The 16603-nt window shown below is 69.2% G+C and carries 17 protein-coding genes and 1 pseudogene; 3 read left to right on the top strand and 15 right to left on the bottom strand.

What is annotated here, in order from left to right; translation table 11 throughout:
- Positions 1-224: 224 nt before the first annotated feature.
- Positions 225-1097 (bottom strand): SIS domain-containing protein, encoded by an 873-nt coding sequence (locus Aph01nite_RS31795; protein WP_204044736.1) that lies wholly within the window; start codon positions 1095-1097, stop codon positions 225-227.
- 114 nt (positions 1098-1211) lie between these two features.
- Here Aph01nite_RS31795 and Aph01nite_RS31790 point away from each other — a divergent pair, with 114 nt between their 5' ends.
- Both Aph01nite_RS31790 and Aph01nite_RS31785 read left to right on the top strand, forming a co-directional pair.
- Complete coding sequence (locus Aph01nite_RS31790; RefSeq protein ID WP_204044735.1) at positions 1212-1457, top strand: DUF2630 family protein; 246 nt, start codon at positions 1212-1214, stop codon at positions 1455-1457.
- A gap of 76 nt (positions 1458-1533) precedes the next feature.
- Positions 1534-2505: a GNAT family N-acetyltransferase gene (locus Aph01nite_RS31785; RefSeq protein ID WP_204044734.1), complete on the top strand. Its 972-nt coding sequence runs from the start codon at positions 1534-1536 to the stop codon at positions 2503-2505.
- Here the strand turns inward: Aph01nite_RS31785 and asnB are convergent.
- The 8 genes and pseudogenes from asnB to Aph01nite_RS31745 form a co-directional block, all read right to left on the bottom strand.
- A complete protein-coding gene (gene asnB, locus Aph01nite_RS31780) occupies positions 2502-4349 on the bottom strand; it encodes an asparagine synthase (glutamine-hydrolyzing) (RefSeq protein WP_204044733.1) in 1848 nt (615 codons plus the stop codon). The genes Aph01nite_RS31785 and asnB overlap by 4 nt on opposite strands.
- A gap of 46 nt (positions 4350-4395) precedes the next feature.
- Positions 4396-4764, bottom strand: a pseudogene (locus tag Aph01nite_RS42735) (hypothetical protein); the annotation flags it as partial.
- A 61-nt stretch (positions 4765-4825) separates the two neighbouring features.
- Entirely contained in the window at positions 4826-5497 is a 672-nt protein-coding gene (locus Aph01nite_RS31770) for a sigma factor (RefSeq protein WP_204044732.1), read from the bottom strand.
- Positions 5494-5715 carry a ferritin-like domain-containing protein gene (locus tag Aph01nite_RS31765; RefSeq protein ID WP_204044731.1) on the bottom strand — a complete coding sequence of 74 codons (222 nt, stop codon included), beginning with the start codon at positions 5713-5715 and terminating at the stop codon, positions 5494-5496. The genes Aph01nite_RS31770 and Aph01nite_RS31765 overlap by 4 nt, the downstream gene beginning before the upstream one ends.
- A gap of 23 nt (positions 5716-5738) precedes the next feature.
- Positions 5739-5951, bottom strand: coding sequence for a hypothetical protein (locus Aph01nite_RS31760; RefSeq protein ID WP_204044730.1), 213 nt, complete (start codon positions 5949-5951; stop codon positions 5739-5741).
- Entirely contained in the window at positions 5952-6404 is a 453-nt protein-coding gene (locus tag Aph01nite_RS31755; protein ID WP_204044729.1) for a cupin domain-containing protein, read from the bottom strand.
- 38 nt (positions 6405-6442) lie between these two features.
- Positions 6443-7186, bottom strand: a complete 744-nt coding sequence (locus Aph01nite_RS31750) for an SDR family oxidoreductase (protein WP_204044728.1) — start codon at positions 7184-7186, stop codon at positions 6443-6445.
- A 114-nt stretch (positions 7187-7300) separates the two neighbouring features.
- Positions 7301-8452 (bottom strand): low temperature requirement protein A, encoded by a 1152-nt coding sequence (locus Aph01nite_RS31745; RefSeq protein WP_239162127.1) that lies wholly within the window; start codon positions 8450-8452, stop codon positions 7301-7303.
- Between the two features lie 147 nt (positions 8453-8599).
- On the opposite strand from Aph01nite_RS31745, the gene Aph01nite_RS31740 reads away from it, so the two are divergent.
- A complete protein-coding gene (locus Aph01nite_RS31740) occupies positions 8600-9343 on the top strand; it encodes a maleylpyruvate isomerase N-terminal domain-containing protein (RefSeq protein WP_204044726.1) in 744 nt (247 codons plus the stop codon).
- Between the two features lie 273 nt (positions 9344-9616).
- On the opposite strand, the gene nhaA is transcribed toward Aph01nite_RS31740, so the two are convergent.
- The 6 genes from nhaA to urtA all read right to left on the bottom strand — a co-directional run bounded on the left by nhaA (position 9617) and on the right by urtA (position 16407).
- Positions 9617-11443, bottom strand: coding sequence for a Na+/H+ antiporter NhaA (gene nhaA, locus Aph01nite_RS31735; RefSeq protein WP_204044725.1), 1827 nt, complete (start codon positions 11441-11443; stop codon positions 9617-9619).
- A gap of 203 nt (positions 11444-11646) precedes the next feature.
- Positions 11647-12336 carry an urea ABC transporter ATP-binding subunit UrtE gene (gene urtE, locus Aph01nite_RS31730; RefSeq protein WP_204044724.1) on the bottom strand — a complete coding sequence of 230 codons (690 nt, stop codon included), beginning with the start codon at positions 12334-12336 and terminating at the stop codon, positions 11647-11649.
- 24 nt (positions 12337-12360) lie between these two features.
- Positions 12361-13122, bottom strand: a complete 762-nt coding sequence (gene urtD, locus Aph01nite_RS31725) for an urea ABC transporter ATP-binding protein UrtD (RefSeq protein WP_204044723.1) — start codon at positions 13120-13122, stop codon at positions 12361-12363.
- Positions 13119-14204 (bottom strand): urea ABC transporter permease subunit UrtC, encoded by a 1086-nt coding sequence (gene urtC / locus Aph01nite_RS31720; protein ID WP_204044722.1) that lies wholly within the window; start codon positions 14202-14204, stop codon positions 13119-13121. Before urtC ends, urtD begins: the two co-directional genes overlap by 4 nt.
- On the bottom strand, positions 14201-15067 hold the full coding sequence (gene urtB, locus Aph01nite_RS31715) for an urea ABC transporter permease subunit UrtB (RefSeq protein WP_204044721.1): 867 nt from the start codon (positions 15065-15067) through the stop codon (positions 14201-14203). The genes urtC and urtB overlap by 4 nt, the downstream gene beginning before the upstream one ends.
- Before the next feature lie 110 nt (positions 15068-15177).
- On the bottom strand, positions 15178-16407 hold the full coding sequence (gene urtA, locus Aph01nite_RS31710) for an urea ABC transporter substrate-binding protein (RefSeq protein ID WP_204044720.1): 1230 nt from the start codon (positions 16405-16407) through the stop codon (positions 15178-15180).
- Positions 16408-16603 lie beyond the last annotated feature (196 nt).

Here is a 16603-nt window from a genome sequence, read left to right as displayed (position 1 = left end):
CCGGACGGGTTCGAAGGGGGTGTAGCGCTGGAACGGCATGGGACTGGGCTGCTGCTGGGGATACACGGAAAGGCTCCTAGATGTCGGATTCACACGAAAGTGGCCGACGCGCATGGCTCGCTCCGCGACGAGGGAGCCAGCCTAACTCCTACAGGCCCTCGCCGCGGCGGCTAAGAAGCAGTCCGCGCAGCATGTCTTGCACAGTAGCAGACGTGGAGCGGTGGTCAGCGGTCGACGATGACCGATCGGGTGAGATGATCCGGATTGTCGCTGTTCAGCCCCCGGTGCCGCGCGAAGGCGACCGCGAGGCGCTGCACCATGACGAGTTCCGCCTGCGCATCGGCCGCCGCCACCCGCAGCGTGGCGCCCGTCCCGGCGATCGCGCCGGTGACGTCGCCGGGCAACGGCGCGAACGACCACACCAGCGTCCGCGGCCCCGCGCACGCGATCGGCCCGTGCCGGTACTCCAGCGCCGCGTACGACTCCGTCCAGAGTTTGGCCGCCTCCCGGCACTTGAGCGCCGCCTCGTCGGCCAGCCCGAGCGTCCAGCCCGTCCCCAGGAAGACCACGTGGTCGAAGTCGGCGGGGTCCGGCAGCGGCTCCCGCAGGGCCTGCTCGGCCGCGGCGGGCAGCCCGGTCACGTCGTCGCCGATGGAGGCGCGGAGCAGGGTCAGGGCCGCGGTGGCGAACCGGGTCTGCACCACCGATTGTTCGTCGGCGAAGTCCAGCACCACCCGCCGGTGGGTCAGCCGGGTGATCGGCGAGTCCGGGGTGCCGGTGATCGCGATCGTGGTCATGCGCTCGGACAGCCGCTCCGCCAGCGGCAGCAGGTCGCTGGTCGTGCCCGACCGCGACAGCAGGATCGCCATGTCGTACGGATCCTCGTCGGCCAGCTCGGTGGCGATCCACGCCCGGGTACGCCCCCGGCCCAGCATCTCCCGGCGGCGCGCGTACGCGTCGAGGATGTAGTAGGAGGTCCCGCAGCCGACGCCCAGCACGTTCAGCCCGGCCCGCGGCAGATCCCCGCGCGGCACCTCCAGCGTCCGCGTCCAGATGTCCGGCTGGCTCTCGATTTCGGCCTGGGTATGGCTCACCATGATCTCCCCGTCTCCGGCAACACCTTCTCAAAACTCCCAAATCTGTCAAACCACGCGCGGGCCGGCCGGGTGATCGCCAGTAGAGTGGCGGGAACCGCGAGAAGGGGGCACGGCATGCGTGACCACGAGATCCTCTCCAAGATCAGCGAGCTGGTGGACGAGGAGCGCGAGCTCCGGGACCGCCTGTCCGCGGGCGAGCTGTCCAGCAGCGAGGAGCACGCCCGGATCAAGACCCTGGAGGAGTCGCTGGACCAGTGCTGGGACCTGCTGCGCCAGCGCCGTGCCAAGCGCCGCGTGGGTGACGACCCCGACAACGCCGAGGCGCGCCCGGTGAGCGAGGTCGAGGGGTACCGGCAGTAGGGGCCCGGCGGCCGGCGAACCGGGCAGCGCCTTAATTGAGTGGCACCACGTCGGCGTCACCGGGTTTGCTGGCCCGATGAACATCGAGACGCTCGACTACGCGGATCCCGGCGACCGCCTGTCCGCGTTCCATGCCGTACTCGCCGAATACGACGAACCCGGCCCGGTGTCGTCGATGGGCCGCTTCGCCGCGGTCGCCGAGCACGGCTGGATGGGCGAGCACTCCGAGACGTACGTCGCGCGGGTGGACGGCCAGGTCGTGGGCGGCATCGTCGTACATTTCCCGACTTTTGATAACACGCATATGTGCGCGTTACGGTTCTTCGCCGTGGACGCCGCCCATCGTCGCCGGGGTGTCGGCACCGCGCTCCTGAACCACGCTCTCGGCCGGGCGCGGGCTCTCGGCCGCCAGGTGGTCTTCGCCGAGGCCCGTCCCGACGCCCCCGGTGGGGCGTTCGTGCGCCGGCACGGTTTCCAGGCCGTCGCCGTCGAGGCCAGGCGGGTCCTGGACCTGGCCACGGTGGACTGGGCCGCGTACGAGAAAGGTGTCGCGGAGCTCGCCCCCGGCTACCGCCTGGAACACTGGGTGGACGCGGCCCCCGAGGACATGATCGACGACGTGGCCGCGCTGATGGCCGCCATGAACGACGCGCCCAGCGACGACATGGACGTCGAGCCGTCCGCCTGGGACGCCGACCGGGTCCGCCGGTTCGACGCGAGCGCGGGGAACGACCACCAGACCGCCTACCACACGGGTGCCCGCCACCTGGCGAGCGGCCGTGTCGTGGCCTTCACCCGGCTGATCGCGGAAACCCCGCGCAACGGCTGGGGCCGCCAGACCGACACCGCGGTGCTCAGGGAGCACCGCGGCCACCGGCTCGGGCAGGCCGTGAAGCTGGCCAACACCGCCTGGTTCCACGAGCGGGAACCCTCGGCCACCCGGATCATCACCTGGAACGCGGTCAGCAACACCCACATGATTGCCATCAACGAGCGGATGGGCTACCGGCTCCTGGACATCTGGCACGAATGGCAGCTCACGCTCTAGAGGCTGAGCTTGACCTGGTACTCCTTGAACCAGGCGTCCAGCTGGAGCAGTCGCTCCAGCGGCCCCCGCGTCTCCAGCGAGGTCGTCCCGTCCACCGGCCGGTCGATCGCCTCCCGCACCTTGGCGAGGTCCACGAGCTGCTGGCTGGGCAGGTCCTCGTTGCGCAGCAGCTCCCGTACGGCTTCGCGCAGCGCCAGCTCGTACCCGGGATCCTGGGTGGACGGGTACGGGCTCTTCACCCGCTTCAGGACGGACTCGGGCAGGACGTCCGCGCAGGCCGCCCTGAGCAGGCTCTTCTCCCGCCCGTCGAAGGTCTTGAGCGCCCAGGGCGCGTTGAAGACGTACTGCACGAGGCGGTGGTCGCAGAACGGCACGCGGACCTCCAGGCCGACGCGCATGCTCATCCGGTCCTTGCGGTCCAACAGGGTCTGCACGAACCGGGTCAGGTTCAGGTAGCTGATCTCCCGCATCCGCCGTTCCAGGCCGGTCTCCCCCGCCAGCCGCGGCACCTCGGCGAGCGCCTGGTGGTAGCTGTCGGCCCGGTAGCCGGGGACGTCCAGCGCTCGTCGCACGTCCTTGTTCAGCAGGTCCAGGTTGGCGCTGCCGCTGACGTCGGCCACCACCAGCCACGGGAACGTGTCGGCGTTGACCGCCACCGGGTCGTGGAACCAGGTGTAGCCGCCGAAGACCTCGTCGGCCGACTCGCCGGACAGGGCCACCGTGGAGTACCCGCGGATGGCCTTGAACAGCAGGTAGAGCGAGGTGTCCATGTCGCCGAGCCCGAGCGGCAGGTCCCGGGCGCGCAGCACCGTGTCCCGCACCGCCGGCTCCATCAGCTCCGCCGAGTCCAGCACGATGTCGGTGTGCTCGGACCCCACGTGCCGCACCAGATCGTGCACGTACGGCGCGTCCGGCGTGGCCCGCATCGTGTCAGGCTTGAAATGCTCGGTGTAGCCGACGAAGTCCACCGAGAAGGAGCGGACCTTGCCCAGGTTCTGCTCGCGCAGGTCCTTCGCGGCCAGCGCCGTGACCGCGCTGGAGTCCAGGCCGCCGGACAGCAGTGTGCACAGCGGCACGTCGCTGATCAGCTGCCGGGCGACGATGTCGTCCAGCAGCCCGCGTACGGTCGCCACCGTGGCGTCCACGTCGTCGGTGTGCTCGGCCGACTCCAGCTTCCAGTAGCGGCGTTTGCCGATGCCGTCCCGGTTCACCCGGACGATGGAGCCGGGGCGCACCTCGTACATGCCCTTGAAGATCGCGTGCTCGGGCGTCTTGACGAAGGCCATCAGCTCGCGGATGCCGTCCGCGTCGACCACGCGCTCGGCCAGCGGGTTGGCCAGGATGGCCTTCGGCTCGGAGCCGAACAGCACTCCGTGGGCGGTCGGGTAGTAGTAGAGCGGCTTGATGCCCATACGATCCCGTACCAGCAGCAGCTCCTCCCGCCGGGTGTCCCAGATCGCGAAGGCGTACATGCCGTTGAGGTGCTCCGCGAGATCGTCCCCCCACTCCAGGTACGCGTGCAGCACCACCTCGGTGTCGCTCCGCGTCCTGAAGCTGTGCCCCCGCCCCGCCAGCTCCTCCCGGAGCTCCGTGAAGTTGTAGACCTCCCCGCTGTACGTCAGGACCGCGACGTCCCGCCCCTCCTCCTCCGCGATCATCGGCTGCCGTCCTCCGGCGATGTCGATGATCGCGAGCCGCCGATGCCCGATCGCGGCATGCGGCGCGAACCACACCCCCTCATCGTCCGGCCCCCGGCAGGCCATCGTCCCCGTCATGGCCCGCGCGATCTCCGCCGCCCTGGTCAGATCCCGCTCATAGTCCACCCACCCAGCGATCCCACACATGCCCCGATCCCCCCATCACGAGCGTCTACCTACGGCAACTCGCCACTCAGAGGCAATATGCCCAGATCAGAGGCCCTTTGCCGCCGGTTGAGAGGCTCATGATGAATTCACGGTCCGGCGAGCCCCGGCTTTTAATCCATAGATGGAATTCTGCCCACGGGATGACTCGAACGCTCGATCGGGCCGAGTGACCCAGGCGGGTTGGCATCACGTCGATCATTCCATTTCCAGATCGTCGGCTTTCAGCCAGCCACCCGCCACGAACCGCCGTAGCAGGTCGCCGACGTATCTCCTCACCGAATGTGGCGACGGTGGCTTCGACTGTGATGGGGTCGGGGTTGAGGGAGTGGTGGCGGGCGATCTGGGTGAGGGTGGCGTGGAAGCAGGCGGCATGGGCGGCGGCGAGGAGGTGTTCGGGGGTGGGGAGGGGATGGGGGTGCGGTGGCTCACCGGGGGTGCCTTTCGTGCCCTGGTGGTTATGGGTGGTGCCAGTGGTGGAGCTTGTCGGGGTTGAGGACGATCCAGATGGCGGTGATCTCGGAGCCGGCGACGCTGAGGGTGGTGACGGCCACGGCCCGGCCCGAGCGGCGTAGGACCAGGCCCGTACGGCCGTTGACGGATTCGACGGTCATGTCGGTGCCGGGATGGCGGGTCAGCAGGGGCGCGACGAAACGGGTGACCGCGTCGGCGCCGTAGGTGGGATGTGCGGGGGTGCGTAGTTTGCCGCCGGTGTCGCTCACGACCATCGCGTCCACGGCGAGGGTCTTCCTGATGGCGGTGGTGTCGCCCGTGTGGCAGGCGGCCGCGAATCCGCGTACGGCGTGGTTGTGCAGGTCGGGTGTGGTCTGGCCGGGGCGGTGCCGTACCTCCACGAAGGCGGGTGGGCCGGGTCTGAGGGTGGCGGCGGCGCCGGTGGCGGTGGTGGCGAGGAGGTCCAGGCAGATGCCGCCGGTCACGCGGGTGAGCCAGGCTCTGGGTGTCGTGATGGCGGCGCGCCGGGTGTCGTCGAGGGCGTACCAGCGGCGGTAGGTCTCCTGGACGATCTGGTCGGCCGCGGTGGCGGAGCCGAACATCCAGAGGGCGACGTTGAGAAGGTGCCGGCGTTCGTCGAGCAAGTCGGCCAGCGACTCGGCTGCCGCTTCCGTCATGAGCGGTCGCTCTCCGGCGGCTCCTCACGGAAGCCGATCTTCCGGTTGCGGGTCTCCAGGGCCTGCCCGTCCGCCCGATGGACGGGCAGGCCGCCGATGGCCCACAGGACGCCGGCCAGGTCGAGCGAGTGCAGCGCGCACAGGTATGGCGGCAGGGTCGCGTGTTCCAGTTCGAGCGCCCGTTGCGGGTGCTCGGTTGTGATGGCTGCGGCGGTCATCGATCTCGCTTCATACGGGGAGGTCAGGCGTTGCCGGGATCTTCCAGGACCTCGATGGCGTCGAGAAGACCCCGCAGCCCGACCTCCTCGCGTTCGACGTCCGCCGGGTCGTACAGCCATTCGGAGACCGGCAGTTCGGCGGCCTCCTCGGCGTGGCTTCGCTCGATTAACGTCACTTCGAGTTCGACTTCGGCGTGCAGCTCGTACAGGAACTCGTCACCGCTCGGGGTGGTCATTCATTTCTCCCTGGAGTGATTGGGTCTGGGGGCGCGGCGGTCCCTGCGCTGGGCGAGTTCTTCCTCGTCGACCAGGGTGAGCATGGGTTTGCCGGGTTCGCACATCATGGTGACGGTGAACCGGAGCGGGATGTCGTCGCGCAGGTTGACGTCCTGGTAGTGGATGACGTCGCCGCCCGGCTCCCAGAACGCCTCCCCTTCGCGTACGACCCGCTCCGGTTCGCCCTCGATCTCCAGCAGCATCTCGCCCTGCACGATGTAGCCGAACGCGGGCCCGTAGTGCCGATGCGGCGGGGTCCCGGGATCCCCGGGCGGGTACTCGACGACGATCGTCGTCACGGTCGCCCCCTCCGGGTAGAACGGCGGCTCGGCCTCCTGCAGCGTGGTGACGGCCGTCTGCCACGCGGTCGATCTCGGCTTGGCTCCGGCGGTGGCCGGGTCGATCTCGTTCATGGGGCCTCCCTTTCGTGATCTCAGGCGAGACGGTGCCGCTACTGGGCTGCGAGCCAGTCGCGGTACCGGATCTGGCCGAGGCTGGCGCCCTCGTCGGGCACCAGCGAACGCTCGGTCAGCTCGCTGCCGAAGTAGCGCGCGTGCGGGTCGGTGACCACTGCGCGCGTGTCGCCCAAGGCGGACAGGGCGTCGCGGAAGAACTCGTCCATCTGGACCCGTTCGGGTCCGGCCACCTCGACCCGGCCGTTGAGCGGCTCGCCCACGGCCACGCGGGCGACCGCCTGGGCGACCTCCTCACCCGCGATGGGCTGGAAGCCGACGGGCGCGACATGCACTTCGTCCCCGATCGCGGCGTCGTCGGCGATGCCGCGGACGAACTCGAAGAACTGCGTCGCGTGCACGAGCGAGTACGGGATCGGCGACTTCTCGATCAACTCCTCCTGGGCGATCTTTGCCGCGAAGTAGCCGTTCTCCGGCAGCCGCTCGGTCCCGACGATCGACACCGCGACATGGTGGCCGACGCCCGCCGCCGCCTCCGCCGCGAGCAGGTTCCGCGTGGAGGTGGTGAAGAACTCCAGCACGGCGGCCCGCTCGAACGACGGCGAGTTCGACACGTCCACCACCACGGACGCCCCGGCCATCACCTCGGCCAGACCCTCCCCGGTGAGCGTGTTGACCCCGGTGTTCGGCGACGCCGCGACCGCCTCGTGGCCGTGCTCGCCCAGCTTCTTCACGACCTTCGACCCGATCAGACCGGTCCCGCCGATTACCACGATCTTCATGACAAGCCTTCCTGTCCGCCGGGGGCGCTGGTTGCCGCCGGTCCGCCAGCTAAGACAGGGCAACCTCCCGACGTGTGACAGTCCGGCGGCACTTTTCCGGACTTTCTTGCGTGCCTAGGTTCTGGACGCTTTGCCCGCGATCGTGACGGCGACCAGCAGGACGCAGATGGCGGCGATCCCCGCCACCACGCCGGCCACGCCGATCCGGCTCGACGCGAGCGGCAGCGACAGGATGCCGGCGACGCTCCCCAGAACCGCGGCGGGATGGAAGACCGGCTCCATCACCAGCGCCTGCACCGCCCACAGCAGGACGAGATACACCCCGACCGGGACGGCGACGGCATAGCCGACCGCCAGTGGTGAGGCCACCACCCCGTGCCCACTCTGCTCGACTGCGACCTCGAGCCCGGCGCCAAGGGCCGCGAGAGCCGCGAAGATCCCGAAATGGCCATACCCCCACAGGTAGGACCGATGACGGCGGTCATTGAGTCCTTCCCCCGCCTGTACGAGGAAATAAAGCCACCAATGCGCAAAGAGCAGGACAAGTCCGGAGACGGCGACGACCACGAAGGGACTGCTGACCGCACCCGTTTCCAGAGCGCCTTCGACCCCTCGGCTCGCGGCGAGCACACTCTCCCCGAGCAGGATGATCGCGAACAGTCCGTACCGCTCGGCGATGTGGTGCGGGTGCCAGGTGGTGGGCGTGATCCGCTCCGCCCACCGGGGTACCGCGAGTTCCAGGACGGCCAGGCAGGCGAAGGCCAGCGCATGGGCGTACGAGGGAAGCGTGTCCTGCTGAGCGAGGAGGAGCCATCCCACCTGCAGGGCGCCGAGGCCGACCGCGTACCTCAGCGCGGTGCGGCGCCTCGCCCGGTCCTCGAACCCGGCCCGCAGCCATTGGGCGATCAGTCCGATCCTCATGACGAGGTAGCCGAGCGTGACGAAGGTGTAGTCCGCGTGACCGAGCGCGGCGGGCACCCCCGCGGCCAGCACCAGCACGCCGCCCATCTGCACCATGGTCAGCAGCCGGTACGCGACGTCGTCGGTGTCGTACGAGGACGCGAACCAGGTGAAGTTCATCCACGCCCACCAGATCGCGAAGAACACCTGAAGGAACGGCAGCACCCCCGCCAGGCCGTGGCCGTCGGCGATCGCGTGCGCGAACCGCGCGGTCATGGCCGCCACCGCGATCACGAAGGTGAGGTCGAACAGCAGCTCAAGCTGGCTCGAAACCCGGTGCGGCTCGTCGATGGGACGCGCGCTCATCCGGACCCGTATTCGCATTCCGTTGGTCGCCACCGGCAAGGTCCCGCTCCTGTCACTCCGTGAGTCCGTCCCTCGAATGACAAGACAGAGGGCCGGCCTGTGACGGCGTACCTTGGGAAGATCGGCCGCGTAGGAGAGGATCATTTCGTGGACTACGCCGCAGCTCTGGTCGAGCAGAACATGTTGTTCGGTGAACTCATCCGCGACGCGGATCCGGCGACGCCGGTGCCGACCTGTCCGGGCTGGACGCTCAAGCAGCTGTTCCGGCACGTCGGCCGGGGCGATCGCTGGGCGGCCCAGATGGTACGCGACCGCGTCGACGGCTATCTAGATCCCCGCACGGTCCGCGACGGAAAGCCGCCCGAGGACGTCGACGGCGCCCTGACCTGGCTGCACGGCGGGCCACGCGCCCTCGCCGACGCGATCGCCGAGGTCGGCCCGGACACCCCGGCCTGGACGTTCCTCGGCCCGCGCCCGGCGACCTGGTGGGTACGCCGCCGGCTGCACGAGGCGACGGTGCACCGGGCGGACGCCGCGCTCGCCCTCGGCCTGCCCTACGACCTGGCGGCCCCGCTCGCCGCGGACGCCATCAGCGAATGGCTCGACCTGGCGACGGCCGGACCGCGCCAACCGGCCGTGCTCGACCCCGGCGTCACGCTCCACCTCCACGCCACCGACGACCTCGGCCCGTCCGGCGAGTGGATGATCAGAGCTGCCGATGACGGTGTCGTCACCTGGGAACACGGGCACGGCAAGGGCACGACCGCGGTGCGCGGACATTCCGTCGACCTGCTGCTGGCCCTGCTCCGCCGCCGCCCGGCCGACGTGGACCTGCAGGTGCTCGGCGCGGAGGACGTCTGGACGACCTGGCTCGACCGAACCCCGTTCTGACTCCCGCCTCGTCTGTCCCGTCGTCGCGACAAGATCGCCCGGCTTGGGATGTGGTGATCTGTCAGACCCGATCGGTCGGCAAGCGTGGCGGCGGAACTCCCCCGTCACGAGGATGTGCCGGCCGAATTTCCGCCAGGCTTCCCTGTAACGAGGATTCGCGGGCCGATTTCCCGCGGCCGGACTTCCGCGTCGCCAGGATTCGCGCGCCGATTTCCGCGGCCGGACTTCCGGGTCACGAGGCTCGCGGCGGCTTTCCGCGGCCGGACTTCCGCGTTACGAGGCTTCGCGGCTTTCCGCGTCGGCCCGCGCCTCGGCCTCCGCCACGGCCCGGCTGATGGACTGCAGGTCCATGCCACCGTGATACCGGACGCCGTTGATGAAGAGCGTCGGCGTGCCCCGGGCCCCGCTCGCGCGGCCGGACTCCTCGTCGCGGCCGATCCTGGCGAGCTGTCCCGGCACGTCCGGCCACGGTTCCACGTCCAGTTCGGCCGCGTACCGGGCGATGTCGTCGTCGGTGAGGAAACGCTGGTTCGTGAAGAGCGTGTCGTGCATCTCCCAGAACTTCCCCCCGAGGGCGGCGCCTTCCGCGGCCAGCGCGGCGGGCACGGCCCGGGGATGAATCGTCCGCAACGGGAAATGCCGGAACACCAGCCGCGCCCCGGAATTCCGGGACAGCAGCTCCTCCATGATCGGATGGAGTCGGCCGCAGTAGGGGCACTCGAAGTCCCCGTACTCGACGATCGTCACCTTGGCGTCGTCCGGCCCGCGTACATGGTCGTCCGGCCCGACCGGAACCGACAGCAGCTCCGGCAGCTCCTCCACCGGCTCGATGATCGTCTCGGGCGGCGCGCACACCCCGCCCCGATCCCAGGCCATCCGGAAGATGGTCCAGCCGACCAGCGCGGACAGCAGCGACCCCACCAGAATGCCGATCTTGGCCTGGCTCTGGATGGCCGGATCGTCGAACGCCAGGTCCACGATGAACAGCGACACCGTGAACCCGATGCCCGACACCGCCGCACCGCCCAGCAACTGCCCCCACACCAGGTTGCCCGGCAGCACCCCCCACCCGAACCGCAGCGGCAGCCAGGTGCCGAGCGCGATCCCGGCGAACTTGCCGAGCAGCAGACCCGCCACCACACCGATCGTGATCGGCGACGTGGCCGCCTGCCGCAGCGCCTCCGAGTCGAGCACCACACCCGCGTTGGCCAGCGCGAACAACGGCACGATCACATAACTGCTCCACGGATGGATCCGCAACTGAAGCCGCTCGTTGACGGACACCGCCATCTGCACCCGCCGCGCCGCCTCCCGCGCGGCCCGCGCGTTCGGCTCATGCGTGAACTCGTGTACGGCCTCGCCCGCCGACAACAACTTGTACTCGCTCGGCGCGTACACGAACACCAGAACCCCGAGCGCGATCCCGATCAGCGTCGGATGCACCCCGCTCTCCAGCGTCGCCACCCAGAGCCCGAACCCCAGCACGATGTACGCAGGCGCCCGCCAGATCTTCAGCCACCGCAACATGACGATCGCCGCCAGCAGCACCGCAGCGGTGATCAGCGCACTCACCGACAGCTCAGCCGTATAGAAGATCGCGATGACGATGATCGCCAGCACGTCGTCCACGATGGCCAGCGTCAGCAGAAACGCCCGCAACGGCTCCGGACACCGCGCCCCCACCACGGCCAGCACCCCGAGCACGAACGCCGTATCCGTGGCGATCGGCACCCCCCAGCCCCCGGCCCCCGGCCCTCCCGCGTTCAACGCCAGGTAGACCCCCGCCGGCACCAGCAGCCCCCCGAACGCGGCAACGGCCGGCACCGCGAGCAACCGCCGATCCCTCAACTGCCCGAGCCGCACCTCGTACGAGATCTCCAGTCCGATCAGGAAGAAGAACAGCGTCATCAACCCGTCGTTGACCCAATGCCGCAGATCCAGCGAAAAATCCGCGTCCCCGAACGACAACCCCACCGGCGTATGCCAGAACGCCTCATAACTCGCGCCCCACGCCGAGTTCGCCCACACCAGCGCCAACACGGTAGCCCCGAGCAGCACGCTGGTACTGCCCGCCTCGGTCCTGAAGAATGCCCGCAACATAAAAGCCCCGATGGTAAGCGTAGGTCGCTCCCGCACCTTAACGTCCCACCCGAGCCACCGAACCGCGCAGGCAGGAGGCGTGTGGGGCCTCAGGTGGGTGTGATGGCCGGGCGGTTGGCGAAGATCGGGGCGAGGGCGATCACGCCGATGCCGTGGAGGGCGTGGAAGAGGAGGGGCACCCGGAGGCGCCCCTCCTCGGGGTGTCAGACGGCGAGTAGGCGGCGGGCCTCCTCGCCCTGGAGGTCGGTGGCGGTGCCGGCGTGGACGACGCGGCCGGCGTCGAGGATGACGTAGCGGTCGGCCAGGCGGAGGGCGAGGTCGAGGTACTGCTCCACCAGGAGGATGGCGATGCCGGAGCGGTGCAGGGTCTCGATGGCCTCCTCGATCTCGATGATGATGGACGGCTGGATGCCCTCGGTGGGTTCGTCGAGGATCAGGAGCTTGGGGCGGGTGACCAGGGCGCGGGCGATGGCCAGCTGTTGCTGCTGGCCGCCGGACAGGAAGCCCGCGCGGCGTTTGAGGAGGGGTTTGAGGCGGGGGAAGACGTCCAGCGCCTCGTCCAGGGCGGAGGCGGGGTTGCCGGAGGCGTCCAGGGTGACCAGGAGGTTGGCGTGGACGGTGAGCTGGGGGAAGGTCTCGTGGCCCTGGGGGACGTAGCCGAGGCCCAGCCGTACGCGCTCGTGGGGTTTGAGCTTGGTGATGTCGCGGTCGCCGAAGGTGACGGTGCCCGCGGTGGCGGGGATCACGCCCATCAGGGTGTTGAGCAGGGTGGTCTTGCCGACGCCGTTGCGGCCCATGACGCAGACGAGCTGGCCGGCGGCGACGTCCAGGGAGACGCCGAACAGGACGCGGGCGCGGCCGTACCCGGATTCGAGGCGGTCGACGGTCAACATGGGGCGGCCTTCCGGGCTTGCGGGTCAACTGACGGCATCGTGGGCGGCCTCCTCGCGGGCGCGGCCCAGGTAGACCTCCTGGACGCGGGGGTCGGCGCGCACCTCGTCCACCGAGCCCTCGATCAGGACCTTGCCCTCGTGCAGGACGGTCACCTGGGAGGCGTACCTGCGGAGGAACTCCATGTCGTGTTCGATCACGATGACGGTGTGGTCCTTGGCGATGGAGGTGAGCAGTTCGCCGGTGCGGGAGCGTTCGTCGGAGGACATGCCGGCGACCGGCTCGTCCAGGAGGAGCAGCCGGGGGCCCTGCGCGATGAGCATGCCGATCTCCAGCCACTGCCGCTGGCCGTGGGAGAGCACGCCCGCCTTGCGGGAGGCCAGGTCGGTCAGGCCGGTGGTCTCCAGGGCCTGTTCGACGGCGGCGATGACACCCTTTCTGCGCGCCAGCAGCGACCAGAGCGGGCGGCGGAACGAGGCGGCCAGGTCGAGGTTCTCCAGGACGGTGAGCTCCTCGAACACCACCGAGGTCTGGAAGGTACGGCCGATGCCCAGCCGCACCCTCTCATGTTCGCGCTTGCCCGCCAGCGACCTGCCGTCGAAGACGACGCTGCCGGTGGTCGGCTTGGTGAGACCGGTGATGATGTCGATCAGGGTGGTCTTCCCGGCGCCGTTGGGGCCGATCAGGAAGCGCAGTTCGCCGTTCTGCACGGTGAAGTCCACGCCGTCGATGGCCCGGAAGCCGTCGAACACCACGGAGAGGTCGCGGACCTCCAGCAGCGCCGTCATGCCGACGCCTCCTTCCGAACCCGGTCGCGCAGCGCCGCGGCGACCCCGACGATGCCCTTCGGGGCCAGGGTCATGACCAGGATGAACAGCGCACCCTGGAGGTAGAGCCAGGCGTCCGGCAGTTCCTCGCTGAAGTAGGTCTTGGCGTAGCCCATGACGACCGCGCCGAGCACGGCCCCGGCCAGCGCGAACCGCCCGCCGACGGCGACCGCCACGACGAGCTCCAGCGACGGCACCACGCCGAGCAGCGCGGGCGAGATGATCCCGACGACGGGCACGAACAGCGCCCCGGCGATGCCGGCCATGACCGCCGAGATCGCGAACGTGATCGTCTTGACGGTGGCCGGGTTGTAGCCGAGGAACCGCACCCGGTCCTCCCCGTCCCGTACGGCCAGCAGAAGCCTGCCGAACCGGCTGCGCACCAGCTGCCACGCCCCCAGGTAGAGCACCCCGAGCACGATGGCGACGGTCAGGTAGAGCCCGCGCTGGGTGGACTCGGCCGCCACGTCGTTGCCGAAGAAGTCGAAGAAGTTGGTGAGGCCGTTGGTGCCGCCGGTCAGCCCCTGCTGGCCGATCAGCAGGATGACCAGCGCGGCCGCCAGCGCCTGGGTGAGGATCGCGAAGTACGCCCCGCGCACCCGTTGCCGGAACACCAGCGTGCCCAGCGCCACCGCGACGACCAGCGGCACGACCACCACCATGGCGAGCGCGAAGACCGGGTTGCCGAACGGCGCCCAGAGCGCGGGCAGCTCCTCGACCCCGCTCCACACCATGAAGTCGGGCAGGTCCCCGCCGGCGTCGTTGAGCTTCAGGTACATGCCCATCGCGTAGCCGCCGAGGCCGAAGAACACGCCCTGGCCGAGGGTGAGCATGCCGCCCTGGCCCCAGGCGAGGCCGATGCCGAGGGCGACGATGGCGTAGCAGAGGTATTTGGCCAGCAGACCCAGCCGGAAGGGCTCCAGCACCAGCGGCATGACCACCAGCGCGACGACGGCGACCGCGACGAACACGGCCGCGCCCTTCCATTGACGCGGCTCCTTGGGAGCGAGCTTCTGGGTCGGCTTCTCCAGGACTGCGGTCATGTGAGTGCCCTTGAGCGGAGGACGAACAGGCCCTGTGGACGGAACTGGAGGAAGGCGACGATCACGGCGAAGACGATGACCTTGGCCAGGCTGGCGTTGGTCCAGAACTCCGCGTAGGAGTTGAGCAGGCCGAGCGCCGCCGCCGCGATGACCGCGCCGCGCAGCTGGCCGAGGCCGCCCGCGACGACCACCAGGAACGCGTCCACGATGTAGTAGGTGCCGAGCGTCGGCCCGACCGGGCCGATCAGGGTCAGCGCCACCCCGGCGATCCCGGCGAGGCCGGAGCCGATGAAGAACGTGCGCTGGTCGACCCGCCCGGTGTTGATGCCGCTGGTCGCGGCCAGCTGCCGGTTCTGCATGACGGCCTGCATGCGCCGCCCCTGCGCGCTGCGGCTCATGTAGAGCCAGATGGCGACCACGCTGCCGACGGCCAGGACCAGGATGAACAGCCGGTTGTACGGCATCGGCCCGATCGCCCCCTGCAGCCAGGTGGGCGAGAGCACCTGCACGTTCGGCGCCCCGAACAGATCCCGCGCCAGCTGCTGGAGCACCAGGCTGACGCCCCAGGTAAGCAGGAGCGTGTCCAGCGGGCGGCCGTAGAAGTGCCGGATGGCGGCGCGTTCCAGCAGCAGCCCCATCAGGCCGGCCACCACGAACGCGACCGGCAGGGCCACCAGCACCGCGCTGCGCCCCGCCCAGTCCTGCAGCAGAAAGGCCGTGTACGCCCCGGCCATGATGAACTCGCCGTGGGCCATGTTGATCACGCCCATCTGCCCGAACGTGAAGGTCAGCCCGAGCGCGATGAGCAGGAGGACCGCGCCGATCGACAGCCCGATCGGCAGCTGGTTGAGGAATCCCTCCACCGTGCCCCTTCCATGAATCTTGGATGTATCCGTGGATGTGCCTCGGCTCCGGAGCCGCCTGCGGTCATCCCCGCAGTTAGTAGCGGCTCCGGAGCCCGTTCGAGGGACGGCTAGGAGGCCAGGCCTCCCGCCCACGGGTACGTCTTCAGGTAGGGGTCGGGCTTGATCGGCTCACCCGAGTTCCAGACTTCCTTGATCAGGCCGTCCGGCTGGATGATGCCGATGCGGGCGGTCTTGTACATGTGCTGGGTCTCGCCGTCGATGGTCACCAGGCCCTCGGGGCGCTCCAGCGCGATGCCGCCGGCCGCCTTCTTGACGGCCTCGACCTCGACCGAGCCGGCCTTCTTGACCGCCTCGGCCCACAGGTAGACGGCGTTGTAGCCGGCCTCCATGGGGTCGGAGGTGACCTTGGCCGCGCCGTACTTGGCCTTGAAGGCTTCGACGAACTTGGCGTTGGCGGGGGTCTCGGTGGTCTGGTAGTAGTTCCACGCCACCGGGTGGCCGACGATGTTGTCGACGCCGATGCCGGTGACCTCCTCCTCGGCGACGCTCACCGACAGGACGGGCATGGACTCGGCGGTGACGCCCGCGCTCTTCAGCTGCTTGAAGAAGGCCACATTGCTGTCACCGTTCAGCGTGTTGAACACCGCGTCCGGCTTGGCCTGCACGACCTTGTTGGTCAGCGTGGAGTATTCGGTGTGGCCGAGCGGGGTGTATTCCTCGCCGAGGATTTCCATTCCGTTGGCCGCCGCGTACGCCTTGATGATTTTGTTCGCGGTGCGCGGGAAGACATAGTCGCTGCCGACCAGGAATAACTTCTTCTTGCCCTGTTCCTTGAGATAGTCAAGGCCCGGAATGATCTGCTGGTTCGTGGTGGCGCCGGTGTAGAAGATGTACGGCGAGCTTTCCAGCCCCTCGTACTGCACGGGGTACCACAGCAGCGCCTTGCGCTGTTCGAAGACCGGGAGCATCGCCTTGCGGGAGGCCGAGGTCCAGCCGCCGAAGACGGTGGCCACCTTGTCCTGCGCGATCAGCTTGGTGGCCTTCTCCGCGAAGGTGGGCCAGTCGGAGGCGCCGTCCTCCACGACGGGTTCCAGCTGCTTGCCAAGCACGCCGCCGGCCTTGTTGATCTCCTCGATCGCCAGCAGCTCGGCGTCCCTGACGGTGACCTCGCTGATCGCCATCGTGCCGCTGAGAGAGTGCAGGAGGCCGACCTTGATGGTGTCGCCGCCACCACCCGAGGCCGTTCCCTCCGTCGTCGCCGGGTCTCCGCCGCAGGCGGCGAGAGCGGTGGCCAGAACCACCGCCACGGCTCCGGAACGCCAGGTTGTATTCCGCAATTACTTTCCTCCTTGCCGATACGGCCCCCGCACCGACCCATCTGCCGACAAGGTGATCGAGCGACATTTCACGGTAAGTTCGCCTGAGTTAAATGCGCATTACCGGGATTTCACCGAAGCCCCCTGTTCGCCCAGGTGCCGGTGGGATGAAAGGACTCGCCGCTGAAATGTCTCTGTAACACGAGGGAAACGCCGC

The organism is Acrocarpospora phusangensis, from assembly GCF_016862995.1.
GTDB lineage: Bacteria > Actinomycetota > Actinomycetes > Streptosporangiales > Streptosporangiaceae > Acrocarpospora > Acrocarpospora phusangensis.
This window is presented reverse-complemented; position numbering and strand designations above follow the sequence as displayed.